The organism is Streptomyces sp. NPDC127117 (assembly GCF_042677325.1).
In the GTDB taxonomy this organism is placed as follows: domain Bacteria; phylum Actinomycetota; class Actinomycetes; order Streptomycetales; family Streptomycetaceae; genus Streptomyces.
In genome coordinates this window covers 54,609-71,470 of the sequence record NZ_JBHXTM010000026.1, presented here as the reverse complement: position 1 = coordinate 71,470, position 16,862 = coordinate 54,609, and the positions used below count along the sequence as shown (strand labels likewise).

At 73.3% G+C, this 16,862-nt stretch carries 14 protein-coding genes, 1 pseudogene and 1 riboswitch; of the genes and pseudogenes, 10 read left to right on the top strand and 5 right to left on the bottom strand.

The window, feature by feature from the left end:
* Positions 1–61: 61 nt before the first annotated feature.
* A complete protein-coding gene (locus tag ACFVH0_RS23050) occupies positions 62–1,660 on the bottom strand; it encodes an ABC-F family ATP-binding cassette domain-containing protein (RefSeq protein WP_385822829.1) in 1,599 nt (532 codons plus the stop codon).
* A gap of 267 nt (positions 1,661–1,927) precedes the next feature.
* Here ACFVH0_RS23050 and ACFVH0_RS23045 point away from each other — a divergent pair, with 267 nt between their 5' ends.
* A complete protein-coding gene (locus ACFVH0_RS23045) occupies positions 1,928–2,818 on the top strand; it encodes a neutral zinc metallopeptidase (RefSeq protein ID WP_385822827.1) in 891 nt (296 codons plus the stop codon).
* A 97-nt stretch (positions 2,819–2,915) separates the two neighbouring features.
* Positions 2,916–3,344, top strand: a complete 429-nt coding sequence (locus tag ACFVH0_RS23040; RefSeq protein WP_385822825.1) for a VOC family protein — start codon at positions 2,916–2,918, stop codon at positions 3,342–3,344.
* A 60-nt stretch (positions 3,345–3,404) separates the two neighbouring features.
* On the opposite strand, the gene ACFVH0_RS23035 is transcribed toward ACFVH0_RS23040, so the two are convergent.
* The 3 genes from ACFVH0_RS23035 to ACFVH0_RS23025 form a co-directional block, all read right to left on the bottom strand.
* A complete protein-coding gene (locus ACFVH0_RS23035; RefSeq protein ID WP_385822914.1) occupies positions 3,405–4,715 on the bottom strand; it encodes a hypothetical protein in 1,311 nt (436 codons plus the stop codon).
* Between the two features lie 184 nt (positions 4,716–4,899).
* Positions 4,900–6,027 carry an alpha/beta hydrolase gene (locus tag ACFVH0_RS23030; protein ID WP_385822824.1) on the bottom strand — a complete coding sequence of 376 codons (1,128 nt, stop codon included), beginning with the start codon at positions 6,025–6,027 and terminating at the stop codon, positions 4,900–4,902.
* Between the two features lie 66 nt (positions 6,028–6,093).
* On the bottom strand, positions 6,094–6,753 hold the full coding sequence (locus ACFVH0_RS23025; RefSeq protein WP_385822822.1) for a class II aldolase/adducin family protein: 660 nt from the start codon (positions 6,751–6,753) through the stop codon (positions 6,094–6,096).
* 209 nt (positions 6,754–6,962) lie between these two features.
* Between ACFVH0_RS23025 and ACFVH0_RS23020 the strand changes: the two genes are divergently transcribed.
* The 7 genes from ACFVH0_RS23020 (at position 6,963) to ACFVH0_RS22990 (ending at position 15,570) form a co-directional block, all read left to right on the top strand.
* Positions 6,963–8,228 carry an anion permease gene (locus ACFVH0_RS23020; protein WP_385822820.1) on the top strand — a complete coding sequence of 422 codons (1,266 nt, stop codon included), beginning with the start codon at positions 6,963–6,965 and terminating at the stop codon, positions 8,226–8,228.
* A 34-nt stretch (positions 8,229–8,262) separates the two neighbouring features.
* Positions 8,263–8,493, top strand: a complete 231-nt coding sequence (locus tag ACFVH0_RS23015; RefSeq protein WP_124718378.1) for a hypothetical protein — start codon at positions 8,263–8,265, stop codon at positions 8,491–8,493.
* A 194-nt stretch (positions 8,494–8,687) separates the two neighbouring features.
* A riboswitch (cobalamin riboswitch) is annotated at positions 8,688–8,820 on the top strand.
* A gap of 144 nt (positions 8,821–8,964) precedes the next feature.
* Positions 8,965–9,978: a cobalamin biosynthesis protein gene (locus tag ACFVH0_RS23010; RefSeq protein WP_385822818.1), complete on the top strand. Its 1,014-nt coding sequence runs from the start codon at positions 8,965–8,967 to the stop codon at positions 9,976–9,978.
* Positions 9,975–11,516 carry a cobyric acid synthase gene (locus tag ACFVH0_RS23005; protein ID WP_385822816.1) on the top strand — a complete coding sequence of 514 codons (1,542 nt, stop codon included), beginning with the start codon at positions 9,975–9,977 and terminating at the stop codon, positions 11,514–11,516. The genes ACFVH0_RS23010 and ACFVH0_RS23005 overlap by 4 nt, the downstream gene beginning before the upstream one ends.
* Positions 11,517–11,574: 58 nt before the next feature.
* On the top strand, positions 11,575–13,587 hold the full coding sequence (locus tag ACFVH0_RS23000) for a putative cobaltochelatase (RefSeq protein WP_385822814.1): 2,013 nt from the start codon (positions 11,575–11,577) through the stop codon (positions 13,585–13,587).
* Complete coding sequence (gene cobO / locus ACFVH0_RS22995) at positions 13,587–14,186, top strand: cob(I)yrinic acid a,c-diamide adenosyltransferase (protein ID WP_259931029.1); 600 nt, start codon at positions 13,587–13,589, stop codon at positions 14,184–14,186. Before ACFVH0_RS23000 ends, cobO begins: the two co-directional genes overlap by 1 nt.
* A 10-nt stretch (positions 14,187–14,196) precedes the next feature.
* Complete coding sequence (locus tag ACFVH0_RS22990) at positions 14,197–15,570, top strand: cobyrinate a,c-diamide synthase (RefSeq protein ID WP_385822812.1); 1,374 nt, start codon at positions 14,197–14,199, stop codon at positions 15,568–15,570.
* Positions 15,571–15,625: 55 nt separating this feature from the next.
* Here ACFVH0_RS22990 and ACFVH0_RS22985 read toward each other — a convergent pair whose 3' ends face one another.
* A complete protein-coding gene (locus ACFVH0_RS22985; protein ID WP_385822810.1) occupies positions 15,626–16,348 on the bottom strand; it encodes a ZIP family metal transporter in 723 nt (240 codons plus the stop codon).
* An 80-nt stretch (positions 16,349–16,428) separates the two neighbouring features.
* Between ACFVH0_RS22985 and ACFVH0_RS22980 the strand changes: the two are divergent.
* Positions 16,429–16,830, top strand: a pseudogene (locus ACFVH0_RS22980) (cobalamin biosynthesis protein); the annotation flags it as partial.
* Between the last annotated feature and the right edge of the window lie 32 nt (positions 16,831–16,862).

Genomic DNA, 16,862 nt, shown 5'->3' with positions numbered 1-16,862 from the left:
ATGGATCACGCGTAGGCCGAATGATCCAGACGGAGTGGATCAGACGGACGGCGGGGCGGGATCAGGCCAGTGCGACCAGGTCCTGATAGTCCGCGCCCCACAGGTCCTCGACACCGTCCGGCAGCAGGATGATGCGCTCCGGCTGGAGTGCCTCGACCGCTCCCTCGTCGTGGGTGACGAGGACGACGGCGCCCTTGTACGTGCGCAGCGCGCCGAGGATCTCCGCGCGGCTGGCCAGGTCGAGGTTGTTGGTCGGCTCGTCCAGCAGCAGCACATTGGCGGAGGAGACCACCAGGGTCGCCAGGGCGAGACGGGTCTTCTCGCCGCCGGAGAGGACACCGGCGGGCTTGTCGACGTCGTCGCCGGAGAAGAGGAAGGAGCCCAGCGTCTTGCGGACCTCGACCAGGTCGAGGTCGGGCGCCGCGGAGCGCATGTTCTCCAGGACGGAGCGGTCCGGGTCGAGGGTCTCGTGCTCCTGGGCGTAGTAGCCGAGCTTGAGACCGTGACCCTCGATCACCTTGCCGGTGTCGGGCTTCTCGGCGCCGCCGAGGAGCCGGAGCAGGGTCGTCTTGCCCGCGCCGTTGAGGCCGAGGATGACGACCCGGGAGCCCTTGTCGATGGCGAGGTCCACATCGGTGAAGATCTCCAGCGAGCCGTACGACTTGGACAGGCCCTCCGCCATCAGCGGGGTCTTGCCGCACGGTGCGGGCTCGGGGAAGCGGAGCTTGGCCACCTTGTCGGAAACCCGGACGGCCTCCAGGCCGGAGAGCAGCCGCTCGGCACGCTTGGCCATGTTCTGCGCGGCGACGGTCTTGGTGGCCTTCGCGCGCATCTTGTCGGCCTGCGAGTTGAGGGCCGCGGCCTTCTTCTCGGCGTTCTGCCGCTCGCGCTTGCGGCGCTTCTCGTCGGCCTCGCGCTGCTGCTGGTAGAGCTTCCAGCCCATGTTGTAGATGTCGATCTGCGAGCGGTTGGCGTCGAGGTAGAAGACCTTGTTGACGACCGTCTCGACCAGCTCGGCATCGTGGGAGATCACGATGAAGCCGCCGCGGTAGGTCTTGAGGTAGTCGCGCAGCCAGACGATCGAGTCGGCGTCGAGGTGGTTGGTCGGCTCGTCGAGCAGCAGGATGTCGGCGTCCGAGAAGAGGATGCGGGCCAGCTCGACGCGGCGGCGCTGACCGCCGGAGAGTGTGTGGAGCGGCTGTCCGAGCACCCGGTCGGGCAGGCTGAGCGCGGCGGCGATGGTGGCCGCCTCGGCCTCGGCGGCGTACCCGCCCTTGGTGAGGAACTCCGTCTCCAGGCGCTCGTACTTCTTCATCGCCTTCTCGCGGGTGGCGCCCTTGCCGGTCGCCATCCGCTCCTCGTTCTCCCGCATCTTGCGCAGGATCTCGTCGAGGCCGCGGGCGGAGAGGATCCGGTCGCGGGCCAGCACGTCGAGGTCGCCGGTGCGGGGGTCCTGCGGGAGGTAGCCCACCTCGCCGGAGCGGGTGATGGTGCCGCCGACGGGGTTGCCCTCGCCCGCGAGGCACTTGGTGAGGGTGGTCTTGCCCGCTCCGTTGCGGCCGACGAGGCCGATGCGGTCGCCCTTGGCGATGCGGAAGGAGGCGGACTCGATGAGAATGCGGGCGCCGGCACGCAGCTCGATGCCGGAAGCGGTGATCACGGTAAAACTCCAGGGCGGTTGGACGGCGGACGGGGCGAGGGCGGAGGTGTCTCGACGCCGCTAATGCACAAGGAGAATTGCCATGCGGGCCATTCTACTGGCGGTGTGCAACTGCTTTTCCGCATGCCTCCACGGCGTTTGCCGGACGGTCGCCCGGCGTCGCCGCCCCACTCCACCGCGCGACCAAAAAGGGCATCCCGGTTTGAACTGGCAGATACTCGGCGGAGGTGGTGAGACCACCGCGGCCGGAGCGGAGGGTGGTGCCCCATGCAGTTCGACGACGACGCCGACCTGGACACGTCCGAGGTCCAGGATGTGCGCGGCAGCCGGATCCCGGGCGGCAGGGCCACCGTGGGCGGCGGCATCGCCGGTCTCATCGCACTGATCCTGGGGCTGCTCTTCGGCGTCGGCCCGGAGCAGCTCGGCCTGTCGGACGGCGGCCCGGCCACGACGCCGACCGCGTCGACGGCGGCGCAGGTGGAGCAGTCCTGCCGCACCGGGAAGGACGCGAACGCCAGGGACGACTGCCGGACCGTGGCCGTGGTCAACAGCGTGCAGGACTTCTGGCGGCAGGAGTTCCAGCGGCGCCAGGGCACGTACACACCGTCGCGCACGGTCCTGTTCAGCGACCGGATCGGCACCGCGTGCGGCTCCGCGACCTCGACGGTCGGGCCCTTCTACTGCCCGGGCGACCGGCAGGTCTACCTGGACCTGGGGTTCTTCGACGAGCTGCGGACCAAGTTCGGCTCCAGCGGCGGCCCGTTCGCCCAGGCCTATGTCGTCGCCCATGAATACGGCCACCACGTGCAGGACCTGATGGGGACGCTGAACCGGTCGCAGGACGGCCGGACCGGCTCGAACAGCAACGCGGTCCGGGTGGAGCTCCAGGCGGACTGCTACGCCGGGGTCTGGGCGCACCACGCGACGACCACGCCGGACGAGTCGACCGGACGGCCGCTGATCACCTCGCTGACGCAGGCGGACATCCGGGACGGGCTCGACGCGGCGGCAGCGGTCGGCGACGACCGGATCCAGGAGAAGTTCCAGGGCCGGGTCACACCGGAGTCGTGGACGCACGGCTCGGCCGCGCAGCGCCAGCAGTGGTTCACCACCGGCTTCCGCAGCGGCGACATGGCCGACTGCAACACCTTCCGCTGAGCCCCGGAGCCGTGCCGGGCCGTTGCCGGTGGCGGATGGAAGACTGAGACGTGGATCACAGAACCGGGTCACGGGAGTACGAAAAGGGGTGAGCGCCATGGCAGGCGCACCGGCCGGCGTTCCGACGATCTATCCGGCGATTCTCTACGACGACGCGAAGGCCGCGATCAGGACGTTGACGGAGGGCCTCGGCTTCACCGAGGAAGCGGTGTACGAGGGCGAGGGCGGCCAGGTGCTCCATGCCGAGCTGTCCTGCGGCAACGGCAGGGTGATGCTGGGTTCCAAGGGCCGCGAGGGCGTCTTCGCCGAGGCGATGCAGGGCGCGGGCCCCGCCGGTGTCTACGTCGTGGTCGACGAGGTCGACGCGCACCACGCCAGGGCGGTGGCGTACGGGGTGGAGATCCTGATGCCGCCCACCGATCAGGACTACGGCTCGCGCGACTACATGGCGCGGGACGCCGAGGGCAACGTGTGGAGCTTCGGTACGTACGCGCCGGGGTCGGCGGACCGGGCCGACGAGGCCTGAGCGCGAGCAGGCCACGGTTCGCCGGACGGGTCCTGGGGCGGGCCCGTCCGGCGCGGGGTGTCAGGCGCCGCCGGTGTGGACCTGGAACGCGGCCCGGCGCACCGCCTTGGCCAGTGCCGGGTCCGGGTGCGCGGCGGCCAGGGCCACCAGCACCTGCACGGTGCGCGGGTGGCCGACGGCGCGTACCTCGTCCAGCAGGGCCGGCACCGTGCCCTGGACGGCCGAGTCGAGGTGGCGGACCAGCAGCCCGGTCTCGCCGTGGTCGGCGACGGCCGCCGCCGTGTCGACCCAGAGCCAGGTGGCCTCCTCCCGGCTGAGTACGTCCTGGGCGTCCTCGGGGTCGGCTCCGTCGTACTCGGCCAGCCAGAGCAGCGCGTAGGGGCGCAGCGAGGGGTCGGCGACGACGGAGCGCACCTCGGGCTCGGCCGGGGCACCGACGACCCGGAGCGCCTCGAAGGCGAGTCCGCGCAGGAGCGCGTCCTCGCCGCGGGCGACGGCGAGAAGTTCCGCGACGGCGCTGCCGACGGGGCGGGCGGCCAGCCAGGCCCGGTATTCGTCGCGGGCCGGGCCGGGGGTGAGCCGGGCGCAGCCGAGCAGCATGTCGGCGGCGGACTGTTCGATGTTCCCGGCCGGGCTCTGGGCCGCGACGCAGATCTGTTCCAGCTTGACCCAGACCGCCCAGTTGCCGAGCGGGGTGAGGGTGGCGTGGCCGGCGCCGAGGGTCAGCGCCCCGACGGCGGCCAGGCCCTCCAGGGCCCAGTCCAGCAGGAGCGCCACCAGGGCGGCGGGGTGTGCGGCGGGTGCGGTCTCGGCCGGTGCGGGCAGCGGCTGGGGTCCGTAGGGCACCTCGCAGCGCTCCTCGCGCAGTTCCGCGACGCGCTGGCCGAGCAGGTCCAGCAGAGCGGGCACGGTGACCGGGCCGGCCGAGAGCTGGAGCAGGGAGAGGACCTGCGGCACGGCCTCGACGGCCTCGGCGACCGCGGTGGACTCGATGTCCGCGGGCGCCGGGTGGACGAGCGACCAGGCGTCGAAGAGCGCCACCCAGCCGCGGAGCACGGCGGAGTCGTCGCGGTCCCAGGCGCGCAGCCGCCAGCCGGGGCGTGCGGTGTCGCCGTGCAGTTCGACGAGGCCGGCGAGCCGGGCCCGGTCCCAGCCGGAGCGCACCTGGGCCGGGGACAATTCCAGGGCTGTCGCGGCCCGTTGGAGCGCCTGGGCGGCGAGCGGTGGTGCGCCGGGGATCGCGCCGTCGGCCGCCCAGCGGGCGATCCGTACGGCGTCGGCGAGGGCCGTCCTGGCCTGCCGGGCCAGTTCCGACCGGGGCGGGGTGCCCTCCGGTGGGCGGGGTGCCGGCCTTGTGCGCCGGGTGGTCACGGCCTTGCGAGCGGTGGCAAGGGGTCGCGGGCGGACAAGTCGCAGCCTGGAGTCGCGCGGGTTACGGGACGTCACGGGGAGCAGTCTTGCTCCTGACGGCCCGAAAGCCCAAACGGAACCCGAATTCCCGGTGGGGGCCCGGTGGGACGGGGCCGGGACCAACCGGCCGATCCCTCGCATCAGGTCACATCAGGGGCGTGAGGAAGCGGCGCAGGGTCTCTTCGTAGTGGGCCGGGTCGGCATTCCACATCGCCGCATGCGGAGCCTGCTCCACGGTGTGCAGGGCGATCAGGTCCGGGCGGCGGGCGGCGAGGTCGCGGGAGGGCTGCCAGGGGGCGAGCCGGTCGTCGGGCCCGTGGAAGATCAGGGTCGGCACGTGCAGCGCCGGGGCGAGGGAGCCGTCCAGCAGCCGGGCGCCGTGCAGTCCGGTCTGTCCCTCGGCGGCGCGGACGGCGAGCGGCAGCAGGACGGACGGGACGCCGCGGGCGACGGCCAGGGCGCGCAGCGTGGCGGCCCAGTCCAGCACCGGGGAGTCGAGGACGAGGCCGCAGATCCGGTCGCGCAGCGCGGAGTTGACGGTCGCGAGCAGGGCCATGGAGGCGCCGGTGGACCAGCCGTGCAGGACGACCTTTCCGGCTCCGTACCGCACGGCGAAGCGGATCGCGGCGTCCAGGTCGCGCCATTCGGATTCGCCGAGATGAGCGAGGCCGTCGGGGGAACGCGGGGCTCCGGCGTCTCCGCGGTAGGCCACGTCGAGCACGGGCAGCCGCAGGCCGTGCAGGAACCTCATGACGTTCATGGGGTGTTCCCTGGTGGTGCCGAGGCCGTGCACGGTGATGACCCAGGTGTCGCGGGGGCCGGGCAGGAACCAGGCGGGCAGGGTGCCGAGTTCGCCGGGGATCTCGACGTCCCGGTGGGGCAGGCCGAGGGCCGAGGACGGGTCGCCGCTGTGCAGCTGCGGGGTGACGCGGACCTTGGCGCCGGTCTCCAGGCTGCCGTGGTCGACGCGTTCCAGCCGGCGGACGACGGTGTCGGGGGCGTGGTGGGCGTGCTCGATCACGGGGCCGACCACGGCGTGGACGTCCTTGCCCGTCAGTCCGTACGTGCCGGGCCGCAGGGCGGTGAAGGAGCGGGTCAGGGTGACCTGCCCGGCCGCCGTGGCGTGCACGGTGAGTCTGCGGTCGGCGGGGAGGGGCCGTCCGGACGGCGTCCTGAGGGCGGCGTCACTGGCGTACCGGCCGGCCGCGACCGCTGCCGCACCGACGCCGAGGATCGTGGTGACGGCTGCTGCCGTAACTGTTGCCGGGCGCACCGCTTCAGTGTCGTGGCGGGTGCGGCACCCTGCCAGCGGGCGGGGCCGTCCGGTGGACCGGCCGGGTCAGCCCGGCTGTCCGTATCCCTTGAGCGCCTCCCGCACATCGTCGAGCTGCTCCGGGGAGAGGAGGCTCGGGCTGCGTCCGGGGACGGAGCTCGCGGCGAGCCAGAGCCGGCAGAGCCATTCCAGCTGGGCGGTCCGGTCGTACGCCTGGTCAAGGGTGGCTCCGTAGGTGACGGTTCCGTGATTCTGGAGCAGGCAGCCCGTGCGGTCGCGCAGGGCGGCGAGCATGTTCACCGCCAGTTCCTCGGTGCCGTAGCGCGCGTAGGCGGCGACGCGGACGGGGCCGCCCAGCATGGCGGCGGCGTAGTGGACCGACGGGACCTCGGGGACCAGTGTGGAGACGGCGGTGGCGTGCACCGCGTGGGTGTGCACGACGGCGGCCGCGTCGGTGTTCCGGTAGACGGCGAGGTGGAGCGGGAGTTCGCTGGTCGGGGTGAGTTCGCCGAGTACGCGGTTGCCTTCCGGATCGACGCCGACGACGTCCTTGGGGCCCAGCCGGTCGTACGGCACTCCGCTCGGCGTGACCAGGATGGTCGTGCCGACCCGGGCCGACACGTTTCCCGAGGTCCCGACGACGAGGCCCTCGGCCGCCGTCCGCCGGGCCGTGGCGACGACGCCGTCCCAGGCGCGTCCGATCGCGTCCCGCTGCTGATCGCTCATGCGCCGATCCTGTCAGCCCCGAGCGCGAACGGGTATGCGATCGAACACACCCGCGTCCCGCCGGGAGGCCGGGTCACGCCCCGGCCGACAACAAGCGGAATGCCTTGACTCCGCTTTGGAACACCACAGCGCCCTGCCCAGTTCACCTTCCGTTCATCCAGGTTGCCTACGGTCCACATGCCAATGACGTCGAGCGATTGCCTGGGTAAATGGAACACATCACGCTGCTGCTCGCGATTGTGATCGTGACAGCTCTAGTGTTCGATTTCACGAACGGTTTCCATGACACCGCGAACGCGATGGCGACCACCATCTCGACCGGTGCACTCAGACCGAAGACAGCGGTGGCCATGTCCGCCGTTCTCAATCTCGTCGGCGCGTTCCTGTCGGTGGAGGTCGCCAAGACGATCTCCGGCGGGATCATCAACGAGGACGGGCTGCGGACAGAAGTCATCTTCGCGGCACTCGTCGGCGCCATTCTGTGGAATCTGCTGACCTGGCTGGTCGGGCTGCCGTCCAGCTCATCGCACGCCCTGTTCGGCGGTCTGATCGGCGCGGCCGTGATGTCGGCCGGCTGGTCCTCCGTCAACGGCGGCACCGTCGTCACCAAGGTGCTGCTCCCCGCGGTCGCCGCCCCGATCGTCGCCGGTCTGGCCGCGCTGCTGGCCACCAGGCTCACGTACCGGATCGGCGGCAAGGTCCGCAACGAAGCCCAGGAGAAGGCCACCGCCAAGGGCTACCGGGCCGGGCAGATCGCCTCGGCCGGACTGGTCTCGCTCGCCCACGGCACCAACGACGCACAGAAGACCATGGGCATCATCACCCTGGCCCTGGTCACCGGCGGCGTCCTGCACCCGGGCGCCAACCCGCCGGTCTGGGTCATCGTCGCCGCCGGTACGGCCATCGCGCTCGGCACCTACCTGGGCGGCTGGCGCATCATCCGCACCATGGGCAGCGGCCTCACCGACCTCAAGCCGCCGCAGGGCTTCGCCGCCCAGACCAGCGCCGCGACGGTCATCCTGGCCTCCTCGCACCTCGGCTTCTCCCTCTCCACCACCCAGTCCTGCTCCGGCGCCGTGATGGGCGCGGGCCTCGGCCGGCAGGGCGGTGTGGTCCGCTGGTCCACCGCCACCCGGATGTTCGTCGCCTGGGGTCTGACCCTGCCGGCCGCCGGACTGGTCGGCGCGGGCGCGGAGCTCCTCACCAAGCAGGGCACCTGGGGTGTCGTCGTCGTCGCGGCGCTGCTGGTCGCGGGCTCCGGTGCGATCTGGCTGGTGTCGCGCCGCAAGCCGGTCGGCCACGACGATGTCGCGCCCCAGGACGGCGGGGTCGAGCCCGCGGGCGTCGTCACCGCGGCCATCGCCGCCGTCAGCCCGCCGCCCACCATGGCCGCGGCGCCGGCCCAGAACCTCACGACCACCATTCCGGCCCCGGCCGGAACCACCCAGGACCCGGCGCGACCCGCCACCGTCTGAGCCGGCCGACAGGCCGGCCGTCTAAGGAATCAGCATGAACATCGACTGGGCAGCCCTCGGCTCCGTATTCGGCGTCTCCCTCGTTGTCACCGTCGCGCTGGTGGGCCTCTTCACCCTGGGCATCGTCGGCCTCTCCAAGCAGCCGGAACCGGCGGCGCAGGGCGGCTCCGGCGGCTCGCTGCTGCTGGCCCGCGCCGGCGCGTACGTCTGCTTCGGGCTGTGCGCGGCGGCCGTCGCGTACGGGATCTATCTGATCGTCGCCTGAGAGCGACCCACAATCAGCGACCCACAATCAGGGGGCGGTCCGAGCCGCTCCCGCGCACGCTCCTCCGTCGGGCCGGACACCACAGGTGTCCGGCCCGATGTGGGTATCAGCACACTGCGCCGTCGCAGGTCAACGGCAGGTTGACGGGCGTTCGCGGGGCGTGGTGGACTGCCGGAGCCAATTACGGCGACAGCAGAGGAAGCCGGTGCGAATCCGGCGCGGTCCCGCCACTGTCACCGGGGAGCGGTCCCCCAACACCGGAAGTCACGGCTCGCGCGAGCGGGCTGGAAGGCCGGGGGAACCGCGGATCCGGAAGCCAGGAGACTCTCGTCGCCGGTCACGTCGAACCAGGGCGCGGACCCTGAGTGAGGACATATCGCCATGCCTGGCTGCCGTGCGTCCGCTGTTTCGGCGCTCTCGACGAGAGCCGCCTGTACGAAGGTCCGCCGAGGCGCGACGGCCGGCTGAACCGTGCGAGCCGACCGCATCTTCGCGTACGGCGCCACGGCCGGTCTGATCGGCGATCTGCTGCTCGGTGACCCCCGCAGGGGGCACCCGGTCGCCGCCTTCGGGCGGGCCGCGGCGGGCGTCGAGCGCCGGCTGTGGCGCGATCACCGCGGCTGGGGCGCGCTGCACACCCTGGTCTGCGCCGGAGGCGCCGCGGGCGGTGCCGCGCTGATCGGCCGTGCCGTGCGTCGCAGCCCCGCCGCCTCCGTGGCACTGACCGCCGCCGCCACCTGGTCCGTCGTCGGCGGCACGTCCCTGGGGCGTGAGGCGCGGGCCATCGGCGGCGCCCTGGCCGCCGGTGACATCGACCTGGCCCGCGAGCGGCTGCCGCATCTGTGCGGCCGCGACCCGCACTCCCTGGACGGGCCGCAGATCGCCCGCGCCGTGGTGGAGTCCGTGGCGGAGAACACCTCGGACGCCGTGGTCGGCGCGCTGGTGTGGGGTGCGCTGGCCGGGGTTCCCGGGCTGGCCGGATTCCGGGCCGCCAACACCCTGGACGCCATGGTCGGGCACCGCTCGCCCCGGCATCTGCGCTACGGCTGGGCCTCGGCCCGCCTCGACGACCTCGCCGGCTGGCCCGGCGCCCGGCTCACGGCCCTGCTGGCCGTCGCCGCCGGGGGGCGGCCGCGGGGAGCGGTCCACGCCTGGCGGGCCGATGCCGCCAAGCACCCGAGCCCCAACGCGGGCCCGGTGGAGGCGTCGTTCGCGGGCGCACTCGGCGTACGGCTCGGCGGAACCCTCGCGTACGGCGGCCGGATCGAGCACCGCCCGGTGCTCAACGGGGAGACGGGCCGGGCCGTGGAGACCGCGGACATCGAGCGCGCGGTGCGGCTGTCGCGCCGGGTGAGCGCGCTGGCGCTGGGCGTCTGCGTGGCGGGGCGGCTCGGCGCGGCCCTCGCCGCGCGGCGGATCGCCGGGCGCCGGACCACCGGGAAGAACGTGGCGGGATCTCGCGCCGCAGGACGGAGAAGCGCATGAGCGGCGGGCTGCTGGTCGCCGGAACCACTTCCGACGCGGGCAAGAGCGTCGTCACGGCAGGCATCTGCCGCTGGCTCGTGCGCCGGGGCGCGAAGGTGGCGCCCTTCAAGGCGCAGAACATGTCGCTCAACTCGTTCGTCACCCGCGAGGGCGCCGAGATCGGGCGGGCCCAGGCCATGCAGGCCCAGGCCGCCCGCGTGGAGCCGACGGCGCTGATGAACCCGGTTCTGCTCAAGCCCGGCGGCGACCGCTCCAGCCAGGTCGTCCTGATGGGCAGGCCGGTCGGCGAGATGAGCGCGCGCGGCTACCACGGGGGCAGGCAGGAGGCGCTGCTCTCCACGGTCGTGGACTGCCTGGAGCAGCTCCGGAGCACGTACGACGCGGTGATCTGCGAGGGGGCGGGCAGCCCGGCCGAGATCAATCTGCGGCGCACGGACATCGTGAACATGGGCATCGCGCGGGCGGCACGCTTCCCGGTGGTGGTCGTCGGTGACATCGACCGCGGTGGCGTCTTCGCCTCGTTCTTCGGTACGACGGCGCTGCTCGCCGAGGAGGACCAGTCGCTGATCGCCGGGTATCTCGTCAACAAGTTCCGGGGCGATGTGTCGCTGCTGGAGCCGGGGCTCGAAATGCTGCGGGACCTCACCGGCCGGCCGACGTACGGAGTGCTGCCCTTCGCCCACGGCCTCGGCATCGACGAGGAGGACGGGCTGCGGGTCTCGCTGCGCGGGGCGGTGCGCGAGTCGGTCGTCGCGCCGCCGCACGGCGAGGACGTGCTGCGCGTCGCGGTGTGCGCGGTGCCGCTGATGTCGAACTTCACCGATGTGGACGCGCTGGCCGCCGAGCCGGGCGTCGTCGTCAGGTTCGTGGACCGCGCCGAGGAACTGTCCGACGCCGATCTGGTCGTGGTGCCGGGCACCCGGGGCACCGTGAAGGCGCTGGCCTGGCTGCGCGAGCGCGGCCTCGCCGACGCGCTGGTGCGGCGGGCGGCCGAGGGCCGGCCGGTCCTCGGCATCTGCGGCGGCTACCAGCTCCTCGGCGAGCACATCGAGGACGAGGTCGAGTCCCGGGCCGGTCACGTCGACGGCCTGGGGCTGCTGCCCGTACGCATCCGCTTCGACCGGGAGAAGACCCTCGCCCGGCCCGTCGGCCGGGCGCTCGGCGCGCCGGTCGAGGGGTACGAGATCCACCACGGCGTGGCGGACGTGCGCGGCGGCGAGGGGTTCTTCTCCGACGACCGGGGCCGGAGCCTGGACGGCTGCCGGGTCGGCGCCGTGTGGGGAACCCACTGGCACGGCTCGCTGGAGAGCGACGAATTCCGCCGCCGCTTCCTGACCGAGGTCGCGCGGGGCGCCGGCCGGCGTTTCGTCCCCGCTCCGGACACCTGTTTCGCGGCGCTGCGCGAGGAGCAGCTCGACCGCCTCGGCGATCTCGTCGAGGAACACGCGGACACCGACGCGTTGCTGCGGCTCATCGAGTCGGGCGCGCCGTCGGGGCTTCCCTTCATCGCCCCCGGAGCACCGGGAGGGCGCCGGTGAACGGCGCGGGCCGAGGCCGCCTTTTTCATGACCATTCATTCGCAGGAGGGATCGCCCCGTGAGCACGCATTTCCCGTTCACCGCCGTCGTCGGGCAGCAGGACCTGCAACTCGCCCTGCTTCTCAACTCCGTGGCACCGAACATCGGTGGTGTCCTCGTACGAGGTGAGAAGGGCACCGCGAAGAGCACCGCCGTGCGCGCGCTCTCGGCGCTGCTGCCGGGGGTGGACGTCGTCCCCGGGTGCCGTTTCTCCTGCGCCCCCGGATCGCCCGACCCGGCGTGTCCGGACGGCCCCCACGAGCCGGGTACCGGCGTGTCGCGGGACGCCCGCATGGTGGAGCTGCCGGTCGGCGCGTCCGAGGACCGGCTGGTCGGGGCGCTCGACATCGAGCGGGCGCTCGCGGAGGGCGTGAAGGCCTTCGAGCCGGGCCTGCTGGCCGACGCGCACCGCGGGATTCTCTACGTCGACGAGGTCAACCTCCTCCACGACCACCTCGTGGACCTGCTGCTGGACGCGGCCGCCATGGGTGCCTCGTACGTGGAGCGCGAGGGCGTCTCCGTACGGCACGCCGCCCGCTTCCTGCTCGTCGGGACGATGAACCCCGAGGAGGGTGAGCTGCGCCCGCAGTTGCTCGACCGGTTCGGGCTGACCGTCGAGGTCGCCGCGTCCCGGGAGACCGATCAGCGGGTCGAGGTGGTGCGGCGGCGGCTCGCGTACGACGACGATCCGGCGGGCTTCGCCGCCGAGTGGGCCGACGAGGAGGACGCGTTGCGGGCGAGGATCGTCGCCGCGCGTGCCCTGCTGCCCGAAGTGCGGCTCGGGGACTCGGCGTTGCGGCAGATCGCGGCCACCTGTGCGGCTTTCGAGGTCGACGGAATGCGCGCGGACATCGTGATGGCGCGGACGGCCACCGCACTGGCCGCCTGGGCGGGCCGTACGGATGTGCTCGCCGAGGACGTGCGCCGGGCGGCCCTGCTCGCGCTCCCCCACCGGCGCCGGCGCAATCCGTTCGACGCGCCGGGGCTCGACGAGGACAAGCTCGACGACACGCTGGAGCAGAACAGCGGCGGGGACGACGACCCGGACCCGGACGGCCCCGGTGGCGGCGGCCGTCCCCCGCGGGGCGACGGCCCCGACACGCCGCCGGCGCCCGGGGGCGAGGCCGGCGACGCGCCCGCGCCGTCCGTGCCCGAGCAGGGGCAGGGGCAGGGACAGCCGTCCGGGGGCGGTGAGCGGCAGCCGGTGGGCGCCACCGAGCCGTTCCGTACGAAGATGCTGAGCGTCCCCGGGCTGGGCGAGGGCGCGGCGGGGCGGCGGTCCCGGGCCCGTACCGAGCACGGGCGTACGACCGGCGCACGGCGTCCGCAGGGCGCCCTGACCAAACTGCATCTGGCGGCCACCGTGCAGGCCGCCGCCCCGCACCAGCGGTCGCGGGGCCGCTCCGGGCGCGGGCTCGTGGTCCGGCGGGACGATCTGCGGCAGGCGACGCGGGAGGGGCGCGAGGGGAATCTGGTGCTCTTCGTGGTGGACGCCTCCGGGTCGATGGCCGCCCGGCAGCGGATGGCCGCGGTCAAGGGCGCGGTCCTCTCGCTGCTGCTGGACGCGTACCAGCGGCGGGACAAGGTCGGGCTGATCACCTTCCGGGGCAGGGACGCCGAGGTGGCGCTGCCGCCGACGTCGTCGGTGGATGCCGCCGCGGCGCGCCTCGAACTGCTGCCGACCGGTGGGCGTACCCCGCTCGCGGCCGGGCTGCTCAAGGCCCATGAGGTGCTGCGGGTGGAGCGGTTGCGTGATCCGTCGCGGCGGCCGCTGCTGGTCGTGGTGACCGACGGGCGGGCGACCGGGGGCCCCGATCCGGTGGCGCTGGCCTCCCGGGCGGCGCGGCTGCACGAGGCGCAGGGCATCGCGTCGGTCGTCGTGGACTGCGAGTCGGGGCCGGTACGGCTCGGCCTCGCGGGAAGCCTCGCCCGCGATCTCGGGGGCGGCGCCGTCACGCTGGAGGAGCTGCGGGCCGACTCGATCGCCGGGCTCGTCAAGGACGTTCAGGAAACCAACAGGAGGGCCGCGTAATGCCGCAGGGACAGCCGACCACCGTGCCCGACGACGGGCTCACGACCCGTCAGCGCCGCAACCGTCCGCTGCTGATGGTGCACACCGGCATCGGCAAGGGGAAGTCGACGGCGGCCTTCGGGCTCGCGCTGCGCGCCTGGAATCAGGGGTGGCCGATCGGCGTCTTCCAGTTCGTCAAGTCGGCGAAGTGGAAGGTCGGCGAGGAGAACGCGCTGAAGGTCCTCGGAGCGAGCGGCGAGGGCGGGTCCGTCGTCTGGAACAAGATGGGCGAGGGCTGGTCGTGGGTGCAGCGCGACGGCCAGATGGACAACGAGGAGGCGGCGCGCGAGGGCTGGGAGCAGGTCAAGCGCGACCTGGCCGCCGAGACGTACCGGCTGTACGTCCTCGACGAGTTCGCGTACCCGATGCACTGGGGGTGGATCGACACCGACGAGGTGATCGAGGTGCTGCGCGACCGTCCCGGTGCGCAGCACGTGGTCATCACCGGGCGCAACGCGCCGCAGAAGCTGCTGGACGCCGCCGATCTGGTGACCGAGATGTCGAAGGTCAAGCACCCGATGGACGCCGGTCAGAAGGGCCAGCGGGGCATCGAATGGTGAGGGACTGGCAGTGAATACTCCTCGTCTGGTGATCGCCGCGCCCTCGTCGGGGAGCGGCAAGACCACCGTCGCCACGGGGCTGATGGCGGCCTTCGCGGGGCGGGGCCTCGCCGTGTCCCCGCACAAGGTCGGGCCCGACTACATCGACCCCGGCTACCACACGCTGGCCACCGGCCGGCCGGGGCGCAACCTCGACGCGTACATGTGCGGCCCCGACCGGGTCGCCCCGCTGTTCGCGCACGGGGCGGCCAGCTGCGACCTGGCCGTGGTCGAGGGCGTGATGGGGCTGTACGACGGTGCGTCGGGCCAGGGCGAGCTGGCGTCGACCGCGCAGGTGGCGAAGTTGCTGCGGGCGCCCGTGGTGCTGGTCGTCGACGCTTCGTCGCAGTCGCGTTCCGTGGCCGCGCTGGTACACGGGTTCGCCTCGTGGGATCCACAGGTGCGGCTCGGCGGGGTGATCCTGAACAAGGTCGGCTCCCAGCGGCACGAGGCGCTGCTGCGGGACGCGCTGGAGGAGTCCGGTCTGCCGGTGCTGGGGGTGCTGCACCGGGCCGAGCAGGTGGCCGTGCCGTCGCGCCATCTGGGTCTGGTGCCGGTCGCCGAGCGGCGCGATGACGCGGTGGGCGCGGTCGACGCGATGCGGGAGCAGGTGGTGGCGGGGTGCGATCTGGAGGCGCTGCTGGCGCTGGCCCGTTCCGCGCCGCCGCTGCCGGGCGAGGTGTGGGACGCGGCGGAGGCGATCGGCGGCTGCGGCGGGCCCGTGCCGCTGTCCGCCCCCGCCGGGGCCCCGGTCGTCGCGGTGGCCTCCGGTGCCGCGTTCACCTTCTCGTACGCCGAGCACACCGAGATGCTCACCGCGGCCGGGGCCGAGGTCGTGCCGTTCGATCCGTTGCGGGACGAGGCGCTGCCGGAGGGTACCCGGGGGCTGGTCGTCGGCGGGGGGTTCCCGGAGGTGTACGCGGGTGAGCTGTCCGCCAACGCGGCGCTGCGCAGGGCGGTCGCCGAACTGGCGGGGTCGGGGGCACCGGTGTCCGCCGAGTGTGCCGGGCTGCTGTATCTGGCGCGTTCGCTCGACGGGCTGCCGATGTGCGGGGTCCTCGACGCGGAGGCGCGGATGTCGAAGCGGCTGACGCTCGGCTACCGGGAGGCGGTGGCGGTCTCCGACAGTGTGCTGGCGGCCCCCGGCACCCGGGTGCGCGGCCATGAGTTCCACCGCACCGTGCTGGAGCCGGGCGCCGGTGCCGATCCGGCGTGGGGCATGCACCAGCCGGAGCGGCGGGTCGAGGGGTACGTACAACGGGGCGTGCACGCGAGCTATCTGCACACGCACTGGGCCTCGGCGCCCGGCATGGCCCGCCGGTTCGTCGAGCGGTGCGGGGGATGAGCCGGGGCGGGAACCGGTGTCGGAAGCGGTGAGGCGCCCGGGCGTGGTGCGTCGCTCAGTCCGCGATGCCCACCACGAGCCAGATGAAGCCCACCCCGGCCACGGTGCACAGCAGCGTGGAGCGGGCCGGGTGTTCGTGGTGTGCCTCGGGAAGGATCTCGGCGGCGGCCAGGTAGAGCAGCGCGCCGCCGAAGAAGCCGAGATAGCAGCCGAGGAGTTCCGCCGGAAGGGTGAACAGGAGCGTCGTCGCGGCGCCCACGATCGGCGCGAGCGCGTCCGCGAACAGCATGATCAGGGCCTTGCGGCGGGCGTTCCCGTACAGGCTGGTGATCGTGTACGTGTTGAAGCCGTCGGCGAAGTCGTGCGTGATGACGGCGAGCGCGACGGCGGCTCCCATGCCTGCGCCCACCTGGAAGGCCGCGCCGAGGGCGACGCCGTCCATCAGGCTGTGGCCGACCATCGCCGCCGCCGCCGTGAGCCCGACCTGCGGCACCCGCTCCTCGCCCGCGCCGTGTGCCGCCTGGCGCACCGCGAGCAGCCGCTCCACCAGGTGGGCGACGAGGAAGCCGCCGACGAACAGCAGCAGCGCGGCCGGGACGCCGAAGACGGGTTCGCCCGCGGCGTCGATCGCCTCCGGCAGCAGGTCCAGGCCGACCACGCCGAGCATCAGCCCGCCGGCGAGGCCGAGCACCAGGTGGCGGCGGTCGGTGACGCGCTGGGCGACCCAGCCGCCTGCCAGGGTCATCAGGAACGCGCCGAGCGCGATGAACACCGCCATGCGCTCTTGCTAGCCGATCGCCCCCGGTGCGCGCATCTCAGCGCGCTCCCGTCCCCGCGCTCCTCGTGAAAGGCCGCTCCATGTCCGAAGCCGACACGCCCGCCGCGTCGCTCGCCGTCGGGGTCGGCGCGTCCAGGGGCGCACCGGTCGACGAGATCCTCGGGCTGGTCCGGGACACCCTGCGCGAGGCTGGACTCCCGCCGCTGAGCGTCGCGGAGCTGGTGACCGTGGACGCCAAGGCGGACGAGCCGGGCATCGTCGCCGCCGCCGAGGCGCTCGGCGTACCGCTGCGGACGTACCCGGCCGGGGAGTTGGCCCGGATCGAGGTGCCCAATCCGTCCGGCGCGCCGCTCGCCGCGGTCGGAGCGGCGTCGGTCGCGGAGGCCGCCGCGCTCGCGACGGGCGGTGAGCTGCTGGTGCCCAAGCGGAAGTCGGCCCCGACGGGGCGGGCGCCGATGGTGACCTGCGCGGTGGCGCGCCGCGGTCCGCCCTGACGGCAGTCCGAGACGGCCGC